Raw genomic sequence first — 15,176 nt, 5'->3', positions numbered from 1 at the left:
CGCCGTACATATATTTGTACTAGTCCAAAGCGTGTACGAGTTTCGTCTTAAACAACCTGTAGGAGGGATTCTCATTGGAAAAAGTGGATATCTTTAAGGACATTGCAGAGCGTACTGGCGGGGATATTTACCTGGGGGTCGTTGGAGCGGTCCGTACGGGAAAATCAACGTTCATCAAGCGCTTTATGGAGTCGATCGTGCTGCCGAACATCCAGAATGAAGCCGACCGGATCCGGGCAACCGACGAATTGCCGCAAAGCGCCGCCGGACGGACGATTATGACGACGGAGCCGAAATTCGTACCGAACAATGCCGTGCAGCTGCATGTTGCTGAAGGACTGAATGTCAACGTTCGACTGGTCGACTGCGTCGGGTATGTTGTCGAAGGCGCCAAAGGATATGAGGATGAGAACGGCCCCAGGATGATCAACACGCCGTGGTTCGATGAAGCGATTCCGTTCCAGGAAGCCGCGGAAATCGGTACGCGCAAGGTGATTCAAGAGCATGCGACGCTTGGCGTCGTCATTACGACCGACGGCTCGATCGCCGAAATTCCGCGCGCCTCCTACGTGGATGCGGAAGAACGCATCATTAACGAACTGAAAGAAGTCGGAAAGCCGTTCATCGTCATCGTGAACTCCACCCGCCCGCAGAGCGATGCCGTGATTGAGCTGCGCAACGAGCTGCAGGCGAAGCACGACGTGCCGGTCGTGGCGATGAGTGTTGCCAATATGAGTGAGGACGACATGATGTCCGTGCTTCGCGAAGTGTTGTACGAATTCCCTGTTCACGAGGTCAATGTGAATCTGCCCAGCTGGGTCATGGTGTTGGAGGAGAACCACTGGCTACGCTCCAGCTTCGAGAACTCCGTCCGCGAGACGGTACAGGACATTCGCAGGCTCCGTGACGTGGATCGGGTCGTCAGTCATTTCGAGGAATACGAATTTATCGATAAAGCGGCGTTGGCCGGTATGAATATGGGGCAAGGGGTCGCGGAAATCGATCTGTACGCGCCCGACGAGCTGTATGACCGTATACTTATGGAGGTCGTCGGCGTGGAAATCCGCGGCAAGGATCACCTGCTGCAGCTCATGCAGGATTTTACGCATGCGAAGCGAGAGTACGATCACTTCGCCGAAGCGCTCGAAATGGTCAAAACGACCGGCTACGGGATCGCCCCGCCGACACTCGCGGAGATGGCGCTTGACGAACCGGAGCTCATCCGGCAAGGATCCCGTTTCGGCGTCCGGCTCAAGGCGACAGCACCGTCGATTCATATGATCCGCGTCGACGTGGAGTCGGAATTCTCGCCGATTATCGGGACAGAGAAACAAAGCGAGGAGCTTGTTCGCTACCTGATGCAGGATTTCGAGGACAACCCGCTCAAAATCTGGGAATCCGATATTTTCGGACGGTCACTGCATTCGATCGTGCGCGAAGGCATTCAAGGCAAGCTGGCCATGATGCCGGACAACGCGCGCTACAAGCTCCAGGAAACGCTTGGACGGATTATAAACGAAGGCTCCGGCGGCCTCATTGCGATCATTTTGTGAGATGCTTCTCATTTTTCGTGAAAAATGCACTCCGAAGGGTGCATTTTTTGTGTTTGCACTTGAAAATGGTTGACGCGTGTATTACTATAATCTTGTTTCTTTCACCTTTGCATCGTTCCGAATGTATATTTTTCGGCGAAACGGTTAACAAAGAAAGTAACAGGACTCGTTTGTTTCGGGGGGAGGTGAATCGCATGAATAAATCCGATTTGATCAACAAGGTAGCGGAATCCACGGAGCTTTCCAAAAAGGATGCAACCAAAGCGGTTGAAGCCGTATTCGAAGCTATTTCCGAGGCGCTTCAAAGCGGAGATAAGGTACAATTGGTCGGATTCGGCAACTTCGAAGTTCGTGAGCGTTCCGCCCGCAAAGGCCGCAACCCGCAAACCGGCGAAGAAATCGAAATTCCTTCCAGCAAAATCCCGGCGTTCAGACCTGGCAAAGCGCTGAGAGACGGAATCCAGTAAGCTCTTCGGCTTTTAGGCTTTCTACATAATGGAGCCGGTTCTCCGGCTCGAAAAGACGCTCGAATGCGGTTCGGGCGTTTTTTCTTTTCTTTGGAAAAATCCTTTACAATCGATAGGGTATAAGATATAATACTCTTTGCCGGATTTTTTTGCCGGATCATTTTCGGGGTATGGCGCAGTCTGGTAGCGCGCACCCTTGGGGTGGGTGAGGTCGTGGGTTCGAATCCCGCTACTCCGATAGCATGGTATGACCGAATCGCTTTCTTGGCGGATGAAGCCCGCTGGAGGAAGCGGTTTTTGTTTTCTCCAAATCTATGGATAGGTCGGGAAACCGAAGAGGGAAACGCTCGCTTATGTAGAATTAGTAAGCAGATTCCGTTTGGCATAGTTGTAGAAGGCGAAGGGGGATGAACGGGTGAAAGCTGTAACAGTAGAAGATTTGGTAAAACGATTTTCGTTGGAAGTACTGGCCGGGGCTACGCAGCTCCATCGAACGATTCCCAAGACCAGAGTCCACCGTCCGGGGTTGGAATTCGTCGGGTATTTCGAGTTTTTCTCGCAGTCCCACCTGCAGGTGCTGGGCAGTAAAGAGATCACTTATTTACATACGCTCACGGAAGAGGAACGCAATGAACGGATCGGAAACATTGTAAAATATCATCCGCCGTGCTTTGTCGTAACCCGCAATCAGGAAGGGCTTAAATATTTGATGAAATATTGCGAGGAAGAGGGCATTCCCTTACTGCGGACGCCCCAGCCGACAACCAAATTCATCGAGCTGGTGGATGCTTTCCTGACCAAATCGATGGCGCCGGAAATTGCCGTGCATGGGGTTTGCGTCAACGTATCCGGGATTGGCATTCTGCTCCGGGGCAAATCCGGGGTAGGGAAAAGCGAGACCGCTCATACGCTCATTCGGCGGGGACACCGACTGGTAGCGGACGATATCGTGGTGCTCAAGAAGATCAGCCCGGAGACGCTTCTGGGCACGCATAACGGAAAAACAAAAGAGTTTCTCGCCCTCCGCAGCATCGGACTTATCAATGTTTCCCGCCTGTACGGCCGCAAAGCTTTTCAGGACGAGACGCGGATCGTTCTCGACATCGAGCTGACAAAATGGCAGGACAATGCGCTCAATAACGAATTGGAGCTGGCACCGAAGTTTTCGGATTATATGGACATCAAGATTCCGCACATCGAGATCCAGCTGCAACCTGGCCGGGACGTGGCCGGTTTGGTCGAAGCGGCGGCCAACAACTGGTATCTCAAGCAGCAGGGCTACAGCGCGGCAGAGGACTTCATGAAGCGTCTGCAAGAGGAGTGAAAGAGGCCGGCGATTCAGCGAGAAGCGCAAGCGACACGGGACATTTGCCCCGTGTTTTTTAATTCTGAAGCTTTTCTTAAATGTAAAAAAATTATGAAGCAAAATCATCGTTTTTTTGTTATACTTAGTTGACCTTATTTCACGAAATGGGCTTACAGCAAGCTGTTAGGTACAGTATTTAGGGGGAGTTACCGAAAATGTCAGAAAAACTTAGACGATGGTCGAACGCAAACGATTGGACGATGTACGGCATTCTGGCATCGATCTTTTTGGTTTGGCGTATCGGCGTGGTCGGCAATTGGAGCTTGGAATGCTGGGTCTTGCTTTTCATATGTCTGATGGGCGTCCGCAAAGATCAGATTGACGTCGATTGGAAACGTTTTTTTGTTGTTGGCATCCCACTTCTTGGCGTCTTCTATTATTTCTATGGCTCCGGTAGCGGAGTATGGTGGAAAATTGCCAATTGGATGTTCGAAAGCAATCGTCACCCATGGAAGTGGGATGACATGATGAACAGCATCCCCCTCAACGATGCGGCATGGGCTCGGGCGATCAATCACCCGGTGTTCGACCAGATCATGGCTTGGATCTATAATTACGGCTTCGTGCTTTCGCTCTGGATTTGCATTGTCCGAAGCTATTGGACCAAGAGCGTAAAAAAGATGATGTCCTACGCCTTATCCGGACATTTGATGCAGTTCCCGCTGATCCTGCCGTTTTACAATTTGATTTTGCTTCGCGAGGTATGGTGGGTTAAAGGGCAGCCTGACTTGCTCGGGCGCAAGTTTGCTACGGAAAACGATATGCTGGTCAATGTCATGAACTGCTTTCCGAGCATGCATACGTCGATTTCGTTCGCTATGCTGCTGCTGGCGCTTCGGGAGAAAGACCGGATCTTCAAATACATGATGGTTACTTATTGCTCCGCGATCATCTTCTCGACGATGTATCTGCAGATTCACTGGGTGCTCGACGTTATTGCAGGCATGCTGTTTGCTTACGGTGTCGTGAAGCTTGCCGATTTGATCATCCATTTGGCTTCCAAGCTCGTACCGAGCTGGTTCAAAGGTTTCTATAACAAAAAAGATCAATCCTACGCCAAAGAGAAAACGGTAGCCGCCTAAGAGGGCGGCTTTTCTCTTGAGTTGACAGCACGAGTATTTTTCTGCATGATAAAGGTAATTGGACAGATTAGCCCGGGGGGAATCAGGATGGACGCAAGTCAGAGCGAATATTTTGTTGTAAAAGCCAAAGAAAACGGAGTACAGGTCATCGGTTTGACAAGAGGACAGGATACCCGGTTTCATCACACGGAAAAGTTGGATAAAGGCGAAGTCATGATCGCTCAATTTACCGAACATACATCAGCTATCAAAATCCGTGGGAAAGCGGTTGTGGTCACGAAATTCGGCCTTATCGATACGGAGGAATAATTTTTCGGATAGCGGCAGGCATAGCCTGCTTTTTTTCGTTGTACAATGTAACAGACAGGGCATAAGCCAAGCATTCGGACCCCGTCAAAAGGAGGAAGCGGTTCGGGATGAAATGGGCTCCCCGTTTGTTGATCATTACAGTCTTATCGATAGCGGTAGCGTCGGCTTTGTCTTATTTGTCACAGCTGGATGAGAGCCTTAGCGTGTTTCGAAGCGTTAAAGCGCATCCCGTATCCGAAAACAATATTGTCGACGTCGTATCGAAGATGCAGCTTCATTTAAGAATTCGCCGGGTGGAGGTTAATCATGCCGTCGTGTCGATCGATTTGTTGGCCGTAAAAACGAGCGACAAATCCGACATGCTCGGCGATATGTACGAAGTGCCGACGATGATGTTCGCTTCGTCTACGAATATCAATCAGGTGTTGGTCCGCGTGCTGGATGCCTCCGGGGACCGGGAAGGGAATCCCCAGCCATTGGCAGCGGTGGACGCCAGGCGGGAGAGATGGCTTCCGAACGAAACGGGACTCCGCTCTGGAAACGCGGAGGAGCTGCAACAGTATTTGGATACCCGCTTTCGGATGACGTATACCTCGAAATGGCAGGAACGTTTTACTCCGAAAAGCTGATCCAGGTACATGCGAAAATAATTCGATTATGCTATAATAGTTTAGATTGCGAGTGAAGAGATTTTTCTTATCGGTTCGGAGGCTTACATATGAACACTTATCGGATTCCGGAGATGGCCAAGAAATACACGGAGCATGACATGATTCAAAAGCATACGGATCTGCCGCTCTTTCCCGAATTCCGCACCCGGCTTCTGTATGCTTTTTTAAATAAACACAGCACATTAGCCGGTTACAGCGAGCTTTACACGCTTGTGACATCCCTTGTGCAGCTCGGTCTGGATACGCATGATATGGTCAGCGTAACCAACGACGCCAAGGAGCAGAAATCCGCCCGCTCCCGACAGCTCAAGGTGCTTGCGGGAGACTACTTCAGCAGCCGTTTTTACTACCTGCTGTCTCATTCAGGACAGATCGATTTAGTCGGGATACTATCCGCAGCGATATGCGAAGCCAACCGCCTCAAAATGAACCTGTACCTCAAGATGAAGCAGCTGAAGCTTACGGCGGATGAATACATTCGGCAGTCGGTGGAAGTCAAGACGCAATTGTTTCTGTCCTTCGCCAATCTGCTTGAGGAGCGGTTTTACATCGTTTGGCCTGAGGTGCTTCGCCTGTTTACCCGCTGCGAGGTGCTGCATCAGGAAATCGTCCGGTCCGAGTCGTCTCAGCCGTATCGGGATAGCTGGGGCTTTTGGCATGTTTTGCAGCAGGCGACACGGGAAGAAAAGAAGCTGCTGCAAAGCGAGGAGCCGGACCCGGCAAAATGGCGCTCGCTATGGCTGAAGTACAAGGTAACGCCGCAGCTGCACCAAATGCTCGATGCCTGCATGAAGGAGCTTCAGGACAAGCTGCAGTCGCTTGAACCGGAGAAATTAGGCAAAGAGCTGCTGTCGATCGGCGAACCGTTCCGCCGGTACTTATCGGCCCCGCGGGCGACTCAAGAAGTTTGAGGTGAACTTTATGGAAATGAAATCGACCAAGGAACAGTTCGTTCACTCCGTCTTCGAAAGCATCGCGCCGAAGTACGATTTGATGAACGACATTTTGAGTTTCCGCCGGCATAAAGCCTGGAGAAACTTTACGATGAAGAAAATGGATGTGAAGCCGGGAGCAACGGCGATCGATCTGTGCTGCGGCACCGGCGATTGGACGATCAGCCTCGCTAAAGCGAGCGGCACCGGCAACATCGTAGGCCTCGATTTTAGCCAGAATATGCTGGATGTAGGCGACGAAAAAGTCAAGCGGCTCGGAATGGACAAGCAGATCAAGCTCGTGCAAGGCAATGCCATGGCTCTTCCGTTCGAGGATCATTCGTTCGATTATGCGACGATCGGCTTTGCGCTCCGCAATGTGCCTGATGTGGTCAAGGTCATCGAGGAAATGCAGCGGGTGGTGAAGCCTGGGGGAATGGTTGTCTCGCTGGAGCTGTCCAAACCGACCTGGAAGCCGTTTAAGGCGATTTACTTTTTTTATTTTCAAAAGGTTCTGCCGCTGCTCGGCAAACTGATCGTCAAACGGTACGAGCAGTACAAATGGCTTCCGGAATCACTTAAAAACTTCCCGGACCATAAGGAGCTCGCCGACATTTTCCGAAAGACCGGTTTGACCCGCGTCGAGGCTTACCCACTAACCGGCGGGATCGCGGCGCTTCATATCGGCATTAAGCCGCAAGCGGCAAATGGATCTAAGGGAGATGTCTGACAACATGGTATGGAGAAAGACCAAAATCTTTTTGGAAATGATCAAAATCGAGCATACGCTCTTCGCGCTTCCATTTGCTTTCATGGGAGCGCTCCTTGGTTCGGTGGTAAGCTTTAACCATCTTCCGTCATGGGGGCAGATCGGCTGGATCCTGCTGGCGATGATCGGGGCGCGGAGCGCAGCTATGGGGCTGAATCGGGTCATCGACAAAGTGTTCGATGCCAAAAATCCGCGGACGGCGATGCGGGCCATACCGGCTGGCTTGATTTCTTCAAAAGAAGCTATCATTTTTATTATTATTTCGTTCGTATGCTTGTTCTGGGCTGCCTATCATTTAAGCCCGCTGGCGATGAAGCTGCTGCCGGTTGCCGTATTTTTTCTGGTGTTCTACTCTTACACGAAACGCTTCACTTGGACATGCCATTTGATTCTGGGGATGACGGTCGCGCTCGCGCCGCTGGGCGGCTGGATCGCCGTGACAGGGGAGTTTTCGCTGGCGGCGCTCGTGTTTTACGTAGCCATCGTCTTTTGGCTGGCCGGCTTCGATACGATCTATGCGACGCAGGACGTCGAGTTTGACAGGGAAGAAGGGCTGCATTCGATTCCGGCCCGGTTCGGCATTCCTAAGGCGCTGCTCATCGCTCGCTGGTTTCATATCGTCACTGCGGCAGGTTTGATCAGCCTGTTTTTTTTAACGGATTTGAGCTGGGTCTACTTGATCGGGGTGCTTGTCTCCTACGCTCTGCTGATGTATGAGCATCTGATTGTAAAGCCGACGGACCTCACCAAATTGAATACGGCATTCTTTACGATGAACAGTACGCTTAGCATCTCGCTGTTTGTGTTCACCCTGATCGATTTGGTGGTGTTTACCGGGTGAAAAGACCGTGGGTAGTCGGCATTACCGGGGCGAGCGGCGCGGCGTACGGCGTGCGGCTTTGCCGCTTTTTGCTGTCGGCGGGGGAAGACGTTCATCTGATCGTAACGGATGCAGGCTGGCGCGTGCTAAAGGAAGAGCTCGGCTGGGACGCCGCGAAACGGCAGGAAACCGTTCGTCAGCACTTCGAGTCGGACAACTGGCCGGGGAAGCTCGAATACGTGCCTGTGCAGGATATCGGAGCGAAGACCGCCAGCGGCTCGTTTCGAACGCAGGGCATGGTGGTCGTGCCGTGCTCGATGGGTACCTTGTCCGGCATCGCGAACGGCGCCTCGGACAACCTGCTCGAGCGAACCGCGGACGTGATGCTGAAGGAAGGGCGCAAGCTGATTGTCGTACCGCGGGAGACGCCGCTGCATGCGATTCATCTGGAGAACATGTTGAAGCTTGCAAGGCTTGGCGTACGAATCCTGCCGGCAATGCCGGCGTTTTATCAAGGTCCGCAGACATTAGACGATATAATCGATTTTGTAGTCGGGAAAATATTGGACTGCATGGAGATCGAACATCAATTGTATAAAAGATGGGGTATGCCAAATGACTAACAACCAGGCGTCCGTGCGCATCGGCCGTATCGACTTCACCAATGTGTGGCCGCTCTTCTATTACTTTCCTTTCTCTTCCTTCGGCAGCGATCTGGAGATAACTCAACAGGTGCCGTCGGGGTTGAACCGCGCCATGGCCGAAGGACGAATCGATATCGGAGCCATTTCGTCATTTGCGTACGGAGAAAATTTTGACGAGTATTTAGTATTTCCTGACATGTCGGTCAGCGCTTTCGGACAGGTCAATTCCATTCTTCTGTTTCACCGAAAACCGCTGGAGGAGCTGGGGGACGCCAAGATTGCGCTGCCGACGACTTCCGCCACCTCGATCAATTTGCTGAAAATTATTTTAACCAAGTTCTACGGACTTCAGCCCGAGTACGAGTACGCGGCTCCGGAGCTTGAACCGATGATGAAGAGTGCAGATGCCGCTCTGTTGATTGGCGATCATGCGATTCGGGCAAGCTGGGAAAAGAACGGATATCTCGTTACCGATCTCGCGACGGAATGGACTCGTTTAACCGGCCAGTGGATGACGTTTGCTGTGTGCACAATCCGGAAGAAAACCGTGGAACAGTATCCGGAGCTTGTCAGCCGTATCTATGAGGCCTTTCTCGAGAGCAAGAGCAAGTCGCTTGCCGATCCGGCGGCGTTGGTTCGTGACGCGCAAAAGCTGATTGGCGGGACAGAAGCCTATTGGCAGCGTTATTTCTCCGAACTGTGCTACGAATTCGGTCCGAAGCAATGGGCCGGGCTCTCGTTATATTATCAGTATGCCGCAGAGCTCGGTTTTCTGGAGCGGAACGTTCCTCTGCAAATATGGAAAGACAATTCTGTAGTACGGGTGACGGAATGAAACTGTTGGATTTATATGCTAAATTAAAAAAAGATATCAATTTGATTGAAAAAGAGCTGGAGCGGAGCATCGATGTCGATCATCCGGTGCTTCGTGAAGCTTCCCTGCACTTGCTGAAAGCAGGCGGTAAGCGGATTCGTCCGGTATTCGTACTGCTTGGCGCCAAGTTCGGGCAATATGATCTGGAGCGGGTCAAGTACGTAGCCGTGCCTTTGGAGCTGATTCACATGGCTTCGCTTGTGCACGACGACGTCATCGACGATGCGAACACGCGGCGCGGTCAATTGACGGTCCGCTCCAAATGGGACAACCGGGTTGCCATGTACGCCGGAGATTATATTTTCGCCAAAGCGCTAAGCATCGTCACCCAACTGCCGAACCCGTCCGTCCATCGGATCATGTCCAATGCGTTGGTCGAGATGTCGATCGGAGAAATGGAACAAATCCGCTTCTTTTTCCACACGGGGCAGACCGTCCGCGACTACATGTTGCGCATTAAGCGCAAGACGGCACTGCTGCTTGCGATCAGCTGCCAATTGGGAGCGATTGCGGCGGGCGCGCCTGAGTTGACGGCCAAGCGGTTGTACGATTTCGGCTATTATACCGGCATGGCGTTCCAAATCCGGGACGATCTTCTTGACTTGTGCGGAACGGAGAAAGAAATCGGCAAGCCGCCGGGCAGCGACATCAAGCAGGGGAATATTACGATTCCCGTCATCTTTGCGCTTCAGAATCCGCAGCTTCGTCCGGACCTGCTGGAGGAAATCTCGCGTATCGAGGCCTGTGACGGGCAAACCGACATCACTGCGTTTTTGAATATGATCCGGCGCAGCGAGGGAATCTCCCGCGCCGAAGCGATGGCGTCGGCATACATAGATAAAGCGATTCGTTCCCTGGAGGGCTTGCCCAATATCCAGGCGAAAAAAGATTTGGTCAGTATTGCTCATTTTGTGGGGAACCGTTCTTATTAGGAGCTTGGTTTGACACCGTGAAAAACTGCATTCATCTGTAAGTTAGTCGGGTAAACATTGTCACTCCACCGCTCTTGAAATTCAAGTTGTCATCAATTTACCTTGCGGTAACAACTTGATTTCAAAGGCGGCCGTAAACTTTCCGTGACAATCTTTACCCTATGCAGATGATGAATGCCTAAAACTAACTCCAAAACCAATCTCCTAATAAACTTTATTATAGTGGTAGGAGGAGAAACACATGGAAAAAACGTTTTTGATGGTCAAGCCTGACGGGGTGCAGAGAGGGCTCATTGGGGAGATCGTGCGCCGCTTCGAACAAAAGGGGCTGCAATTGGTTGCGGCCAAGCTGGTGCAGGTCAGCCGCGAGCAAGCGGAAAGGCATTATGCAGAGCATATGGGCAAGCCGTTTTTCGATAACTTGATCAAGTTTATTACTTCTGGGCCCGTATTTGCGATGGTCTGGCAGGGAGATCAGGTTATTGCGCTGTCCCGGACGATGATCGGCAAGACGAATTCTTTGGAAGCGCTGCCCGGTACGATCCGCGGCGACTATGCGGTCCATACGAATTTGAACTTGATTCACGGGTCTGATTCTCCGGAAAGCGCCGAACGGGAAATTGCAAACTTTTTCCGTCCCGAAGAAGTGCTCGATTACAGCAAAGCGGTACAAACTTGGATCTGATAAGGCGGGGATGGCGGCATGGAGGATAAAGATTTCCTGTTATTCATCAAGAAAGTCAAGGACTACACGTCCATCGACTTGTCCCAGTATAAGGAAGCGCAGATGAAACGCCGTCTGACTACGCTGCGGATGAAAAAGGGGTACACGACGTTCGCTTCGTTTTTCGAGGCGATGACGAAGGACAAAGAGCTGTTTTACGAGTTTTTGGATCGGATGACGATCAACGTTTCTGAGTTTTGGCGCAATCCGAACCGTTGGGAAGTGCTGGAGCAGAAGTTTTTGCCGGACATGCTCCGCAAATCGCGCAAGGTCAAGTGCTGGAGCGCCGCATGCTCCACAGGAGAAGAGCCTTATACGCTGGCGATGATTTTGGCGGAACTGAACGCGCAGGACAGCGTGGTGCTGGCGACCGATATCGATGAAGGGGCTTTGGAAAAAGCGAAGAAGGCGATCTATTCGGATCGTTCAGTGCGGGACGTGCCGGCCAAATATTTGCAAAAATATTACCGTCAGGAAAATTTGACTTATCATATTACGGATTCGCTTAAAAAATCGATCCGCTTTCAAAAGCAAAACCTGCTTGTCGATACGTTCGATACGGGATTCGATTTAATCGTGTGCCGCAATGTGATGATCTATTTTACAGAGGAAGCCAAGCACTTATTGTATCATAAATTTGCTAATGCGTTGAAGCCTGGCGGCATCTTGTTCGTCGGCAGCACCGAGCAGATTTTCAGTCCGGCCCAGTACGGACTGGAATCCGCCGAAACGTTTTTTTACCGTAAAACGGAAGTGTAATGAATAAACGTTTCCATACGATCCCATACTATGAATAAAATGTAGACAGATCCTTTATGCCCGAAAAGCAGCAGGAGGAATCGCATGGACAAACGTAAAGTCATCAACGCTTACCGTCGGGGCTTCATCTCGGTACAAGAATGCGCCCAAATTCTCGGGATCGATTCACTGCAAATTATGGGGTTGGTTCATGATCCGCAGACGCAGGAACGCCCTCAAGTGTTAAAAAAACAACCGGCCGGAGGCTGACATACCTTCGTCCGAAACGGAAAGAAGCGCAGCCATCGGCTACATGCCTTTGGCCGGCGCTTCTTTTTGTTCTTGCATATTCTTGTCAAAGCCGCAGGCCTATACTATAATTAGCACATGACTCAGCACATAAAAGCGCTAAAGCGTTTTGAAAGAAAGAAAGCTTACGCTTTTCATGGGATAGGATGAAAGGAGACAAATCAGGTGAGATATTTAACCGCAGGGGAAACGCACGGACCACAATTGACAACGATTATTGAGGGATTTCCAAGCAACGTAACGATCGATTTCGAAGCGGTGAACGAACAGCTCGCCAGACGGCAAAAAGGCTACGGGCGGGGACGCCGCATGCAGATTGAGAAGGATACCGTCAACATTGTCGGCGGCGTGCGCCACGGCAAAACGACCGGTGCCCCGATTGCGCTTGTGGTGGAGAACAACGATTGGAAGCATTGGACTTCCATCATGAACATCGAGCCGATCGAAGGCAGTGACGAATCGAAGCGCCGGGTGAACCGCCCGCGTCCGGGTCATGCCGATTTGAACGGCGGTTTGAAATACAATCAGCGCGATTTGCGCAACATTCTCGAGCGCTCCAGCGCGCGGGAAACGACGATGCGAGTGGCTGTTGGCGGTATGGCCCGTGAGCTGCTGAAGGAATTCGGCATCAAAGTCGCCGGTCAGGTGATTCGCATCGGGGAAGTGGAAGTACAGCGGCAGGAGCTGCCGATCGACGAACTGATCCGCATCACCGAGGAATCGCCGGTGCGGGTGACGGATAAAGACGCGGAAGCGAAAATGATTGCGGCCATCGACGCGGCCAAGGACGACGGCGATACGCTTGGCGGTGTCGTCGAGTGCATCATCGAAGGTGTGCCTACGGGTCTTGGCAGCCATGTGCAATGGGACCGCAAGCTTGACGGACGCATTGCGCAGGCGGTGCTGTCGATTCAAGCGTTCAAAGGCGTAGAATTCGGGATCGGGTTCGAAGCGGCCAAGCGCAAAGGCTCGTCCGTGCACGACGAAATTATGCATGATGAGGAGCGTGGCTTTTATCGTGCGACCAACCGTGCAGGCGGATTCGAGGGCGGCATGACGACCGGCGAGCCGATCGTCGTACGCGGCGTCATGAAGCCGATCTCGACCCTCTATAAAGCGCTGCAAAGCGTAGATATCGATACGAAGGAAGCGTTCACGGCACAGGTAGAGCGCTCCGATACGTGCGCGGTACCGGCGGCCGGCGTCATCATGGAGAACGTCATTGCTTGGGAAGTGGCGAGAGCGTTTATGGAAAAATTCGGCGGTGACTCGCTGGAGGAAATCCGCAGAAATTACGACAGCTATTTGGAGCAAATCAAAACTTACTAAGCGGGAGAGCCGGATTTATGGTCAGAGAGCTAACGGTAGACCTTGGTACGAGGTCCTACCCGATTTATATTGGGGAGGGCCTGCTCGCGGATATCGCCGCGTACTTCGAGAAGCACGGGATTAGTAAAGCCTCTCCGCTGCTTGTCGTAACCGACGATCATGTGGCGAAGCATCATCTGAAGCCGGTCTTGGACCGATTGACAGAAGGCGGCTATACGGCGGTGTCCTACACCGTTGCGGCCGGCGAGAAGTCCAAATCGCTGGCGGTGCTGGAAGACGTCGTCGGCGCCTGCTTGCAGGCAGGTCTAGACCGCAAATCAACGGTTGTCGCGCTTGGCGGAGGCGTTGTCGGCGATTTGGCCGGGTTTGTGGCGGCCAGTTACATGCGCGGCATCCGGTTTGTGCAGATCCCGACGACGATCCTGGCCCACGACAGCAGCGTGGGAGGCAAGGTCGCCGTCAACCATCCGCTGGCGAAGAACATTATCGGTGCGTTTCATCAGCCGGAGATGGTACTGTATGACACGTCTACGCTGCTCACTTTGCCGGAACGGGACGTACGCGCGGGATTGTCGGAAATGATCAAGCACGGGCTGATCTGGGATGCCGAATTTACCGCGTGGTGCGAAGCGAATGCGGAGAAGCTTGTCGGGCTGGACCCGGAAGCGCTCCAATACGGTCTGTACAAAGGCTGCGCCGTTAAGGCGGCGGTCGTATCGAAGGACGAGCGGGAGAACGATCTTCGCGCCATCCTGAACCTTGGGCATACTATCGGTCACGCGCTGGAGGCGGTGGCCGGCTACAACGAGCTGCAGCATGGCGAAGCGATCTCCATCGGCATGGTCGGTGCGGCGATGCTGTCGGTGCGTATGGGCAATCCGGAAGAGATTCTTACGGTAACCGAACACATTTTCAAGAAGTTCGGTCTTCCTACGCGTATTCCGGCGCACTTCGATACCGAGGCGATCATGCGTGCGATGATGCATGACAAAAAATTTAGCGAAGGCCGCATGGTTTATATCATTCCGACGGCCATCGGCAAAGTCGATATTAACAAAAACGTATCCGCGGAATGGGTCAGAGAGATCGTGGATCGGTTAAAACGGGAGGACTGACGGATGTTCGTAAGAGGAATACGCGGAGCAACGACCGTGGAACGCAACGAAGAGAATGACATTTTAACGGCAACAACAGCGTTGCTCAACCAAATTATCGCGGAAAACGGGATTATTCCGGAGGAGATTGCCAGCGTATTTGTTACGGTAACGCCGGATTTGACGGCTACGTTCCCTGCGCGGGCCATCCGCCAGATGGCGGGCTGGGACTTGGTCCCGCTGATGTGCTCGCTCGAAATTCCGGTAGAGGGCGGATTGCCCCGCTGTATTCGTTTAATGGTAATGGTCAATACGGACAAACAGCAAAATGAAATCATCCATGTTTATCAAAGAGAAGCGATGCGGCTTCGTCCCGATTTGTCCAAATTGACAAAAGCATAATTGAGGTAGTATAGTTGATTACAACGAGTTGAGCAGATAAGAGTGAGTAAAGTAGTAACAGAGCAGAGTAGAGAGTTAGCCTAGTTCAGTTTGAGATGAGAAGAGAGAAGATTAACCGTTCGTGGAAAGAACCGTCAGGATGCGTGCGGCGCACTATCGGC

General features: G+C 52.1%; 18 protein-coding genes and 1 tRNA gene. All 19 read left to right on the top strand.

Annotated elements, in window-relative coordinates:
* The first annotated feature begins 74 nt into the window (after positions 1–74).
* A complete protein-coding gene (gene spoIVA, locus NI000_RS07655) occupies positions 75–1,553 on the top strand; it encodes a stage IV sporulation protein A (RefSeq protein ID WP_054977384.1) in 1,479 nt (492 codons plus the stop codon).
* A gap of 194 nt (positions 1,554–1,747) precedes the next feature.
* Positions 1,748–2,020 (top strand): HU family DNA-binding protein, encoded by a 273-nt coding sequence (locus tag NI000_RS07650; RefSeq protein WP_010494971.1) that lies wholly within the window; start codon positions 1,748–1,750, stop codon positions 2,018–2,020.
* A gap of 164 nt (positions 2,021–2,184) precedes the next feature.
* A tRNA-Pro gene (locus NI000_RS07645) sits at positions 2,185–2,258 on the top strand.
* 177 nt (positions 2,259–2,435) lie between these two features.
* The gene (hprK, locus tag NI000_RS07640) at positions 2,436–3,344 is read left to right on the top strand and encodes an HPr(Ser) kinase/phosphatase (protein ID WP_253409242.1); all 909 of its coding nucleotides are present in this window, start codon (positions 2,436–2,438) and stop codon (positions 3,342–3,344) included.
* A gap of 197 nt (positions 3,345–3,541) precedes the next feature.
* On the top strand, positions 3,542–4,468 hold the full coding sequence (locus NI000_RS07635; RefSeq protein WP_253409241.1) for a phosphatase PAP2 family protein: 927 nt from the start codon (positions 3,542–3,544) through the stop codon (positions 4,466–4,468).
* An 87-nt stretch (positions 4,469–4,555) separates the two neighbouring features.
* Positions 4,556–4,777 (top strand): trp RNA-binding attenuation protein MtrB, encoded by a 222-nt coding sequence (mtrB, locus tag NI000_RS07630; RefSeq protein ID WP_025846371.1) that lies wholly within the window; start codon positions 4,556–4,558, stop codon positions 4,775–4,777.
* 107 nt (positions 4,778–4,884) lie between these two features.
* The gene (locus NI000_RS07625; RefSeq protein ID WP_253409239.1) at positions 4,885–5,406 is read left to right on the top strand and encodes a hypothetical protein; all 522 of its coding nucleotides are present in this window, start codon (positions 4,885–4,887) and stop codon (positions 5,404–5,406) included.
* 89 nt (positions 5,407–5,495) lie between these two features.
* Positions 5,496–6,359, top strand: coding sequence for a heptaprenyl diphosphate synthase component 1 (locus tag NI000_RS07620; protein WP_253409237.1), 864 nt, complete (start codon positions 5,496–5,498; stop codon positions 6,357–6,359).
* A gap of 10 nt (positions 6,360–6,369) precedes the next feature.
* Entirely contained in the window at positions 6,370–7,110 is a 741-nt protein-coding gene (locus NI000_RS07615) for a demethylmenaquinone methyltransferase (protein ID WP_301292381.1), read from the top strand.
* 4 nt (positions 7,111–7,114) lie between these two features.
* The gene (locus NI000_RS07610; protein WP_253409233.1) at positions 7,115–7,990 is read left to right on the top strand and encodes a UbiA-like polyprenyltransferase; all 876 of its coding nucleotides are present in this window, start codon (positions 7,115–7,117) and stop codon (positions 7,988–7,990) included.
* Positions 7,987–8,592 (top strand): UbiX family flavin prenyltransferase, encoded by a 606-nt coding sequence (locus NI000_RS07605; protein WP_253409231.1) that lies wholly within the window; start codon positions 7,987–7,989, stop codon positions 8,590–8,592. The genes NI000_RS07610 and NI000_RS07605 overlap by 4 nt, the downstream gene beginning before the upstream one ends.
* Complete coding sequence (locus NI000_RS07600) at positions 8,585–9,448, top strand: menaquinone biosynthetic enzyme MqnA/MqnD family protein (protein ID WP_253409229.1); 864 nt, start codon at positions 8,585–8,587, stop codon at positions 9,446–9,448. The genes NI000_RS07605 and NI000_RS07600 overlap by 8 nt, the downstream gene beginning before the upstream one ends.
* A complete protein-coding gene (locus tag NI000_RS07595) occupies positions 9,445–10,419 on the top strand; it encodes a polyprenyl synthetase family protein (RefSeq protein ID WP_253409227.1) in 975 nt (324 codons plus the stop codon). The genes NI000_RS07600 and NI000_RS07595 overlap by 4 nt, the downstream gene beginning before the upstream one ends.
* A gap of 241 nt (positions 10,420–10,660) precedes the next feature.
* Positions 10,661–11,104, top strand: a complete 444-nt coding sequence (ndk, locus tag NI000_RS07590) for a nucleoside-diphosphate kinase (RefSeq protein WP_253409225.1) — start codon at positions 10,661–10,663, stop codon at positions 11,102–11,104.
* An 18-nt stretch (positions 11,105–11,122) separates the two neighbouring features.
* Positions 11,123–11,902 carry a CheR family methyltransferase gene (locus NI000_RS07585; protein ID WP_054977371.1) on the top strand — a complete coding sequence of 260 codons (780 nt, stop codon included), beginning with the start codon at positions 11,123–11,125 and terminating at the stop codon, positions 11,900–11,902.
* An 84-nt stretch (positions 11,903–11,986) separates the two neighbouring features.
* Positions 11,987–12,151, top strand: a complete 165-nt coding sequence (locus tag NI000_RS07580) for a hypothetical protein (RefSeq protein WP_167336427.1) — start codon at positions 11,987–11,989, stop codon at positions 12,149–12,151.
* A 204-nt stretch (positions 12,152–12,355) separates the two neighbouring features.
* Positions 12,356–13,519 carry a chorismate synthase gene (gene aroC, locus NI000_RS07575; RefSeq protein WP_253409223.1) on the top strand — a complete coding sequence of 388 codons (1,164 nt, stop codon included), beginning with the start codon at positions 12,356–12,358 and terminating at the stop codon, positions 13,517–13,519.
* A gap of 17 nt (positions 13,520–13,536) precedes the next feature.
* Positions 13,537–14,634, top strand: a complete 1,098-nt coding sequence (aroB, locus tag NI000_RS07570) for a 3-dehydroquinate synthase (RefSeq protein WP_253409220.1) — start codon at positions 13,537–13,539, stop codon at positions 14,632–14,634.
* Between the two features lie 3 nt (positions 14,635–14,637).
* A complete protein-coding gene (gene aroH, locus NI000_RS07565) occupies positions 14,638–15,015 on the top strand; it encodes a chorismate mutase (protein WP_054977368.1) in 378 nt (125 codons plus the stop codon).
* Positions 15,016–15,176: the final 161 nt, after the last annotated feature.

This window comes from Paenibacillus tyrphae, from assembly GCF_024158745.1.
In the GTDB taxonomy this organism is placed as follows: domain Bacteria; phylum Bacillota; class Bacilli; order Paenibacillales; family NBRC-103111; genus Paenibacillus_G; species Paenibacillus_G tyrfis_A.
Note: the sequence above shows the minus strand (reverse complement) of the source record. Positions and strands in the feature narration are given on the sequence as shown.

Bases quoted from the DNA above. Each gene is read 5' to 3' on its own strand.
- NI000_RS07650 (WP_010494971.1), top strand. From the start codon at position 1,748: ATGAATAAATCCGATTTGATCAACAAGGTAGCGGAATCCACGGAGCTT.
- NI000_RS07635 (WP_253409241.1), top strand. From the start codon at position 3,542: ATGTCAGAAAAACTTAGACGATGGTCGAACGCAAACGATTGGACGATG.
- mtrB (WP_025846371.1), top strand. From the start codon at position 4,556: ATGGACGCAAGTCAGAGCGAATATTTTGTTGTAAAAGCCAAAGAAAAC.
- NI000_RS07625 (WP_253409239.1), top strand. From the start codon at position 4,885: ATGAAATGGGCTCCCCGTTTGTTGATCATTACAGTCTTATCGATAGCG.
- NI000_RS07620 (WP_253409237.1), top strand. From the start codon at position 5,496: ATGAACACTTATCGGATTCCGGAGATGGCCAAGAAATACACGGAGCAT.
- NI000_RS07615 (WP_301292381.1), top strand. From the start codon at position 6,370: ATGGAAATGAAATCGACCAAGGAACAGTTCGTTCACTCCGTCTTCGAA.
- NI000_RS07610 (WP_253409233.1), top strand. From the start codon at position 7,115: ATGGTATGGAGAAAGACCAAAATCTTTTTGGAAATGATCAAAATCGAG.
- NI000_RS07600 (WP_253409229.1), top strand. From the start codon at position 8,585: ATGACTAACAACCAGGCGTCCGTGCGCATCGGCCGTATCGACTTCACC.
- NI000_RS07595 (WP_253409227.1), top strand. From the start codon at position 9,445: ATGAAACTGTTGGATTTATATGCTAAATTAAAAAAAGATATCAATTTG.
- ndk (WP_253409225.1), top strand. From the start codon at position 10,661: ATGGAAAAAACGTTTTTGATGGTCAAGCCTGACGGGGTGCAGAGAGGG.
- NI000_RS07585 (WP_054977371.1), top strand. From the start codon at position 11,123: ATGGAGGATAAAGATTTCCTGTTATTCATCAAGAAAGTCAAGGACTAC.
- NI000_RS07580 (WP_167336427.1), top strand. From the start codon at position 11,987: ATGGACAAACGTAAAGTCATCAACGCTTACCGTCGGGGCTTCATCTCG.
- aroB (WP_253409220.1), top strand. From the start codon at position 13,537: ATGGTCAGAGAGCTAACGGTAGACCTTGGTACGAGGTCCTACCCGATT.
- aroH (WP_054977368.1), top strand. From the start codon at position 14,638: ATGTTCGTAAGAGGAATACGCGGAGCAACGACCGTGGAACGCAACGAA.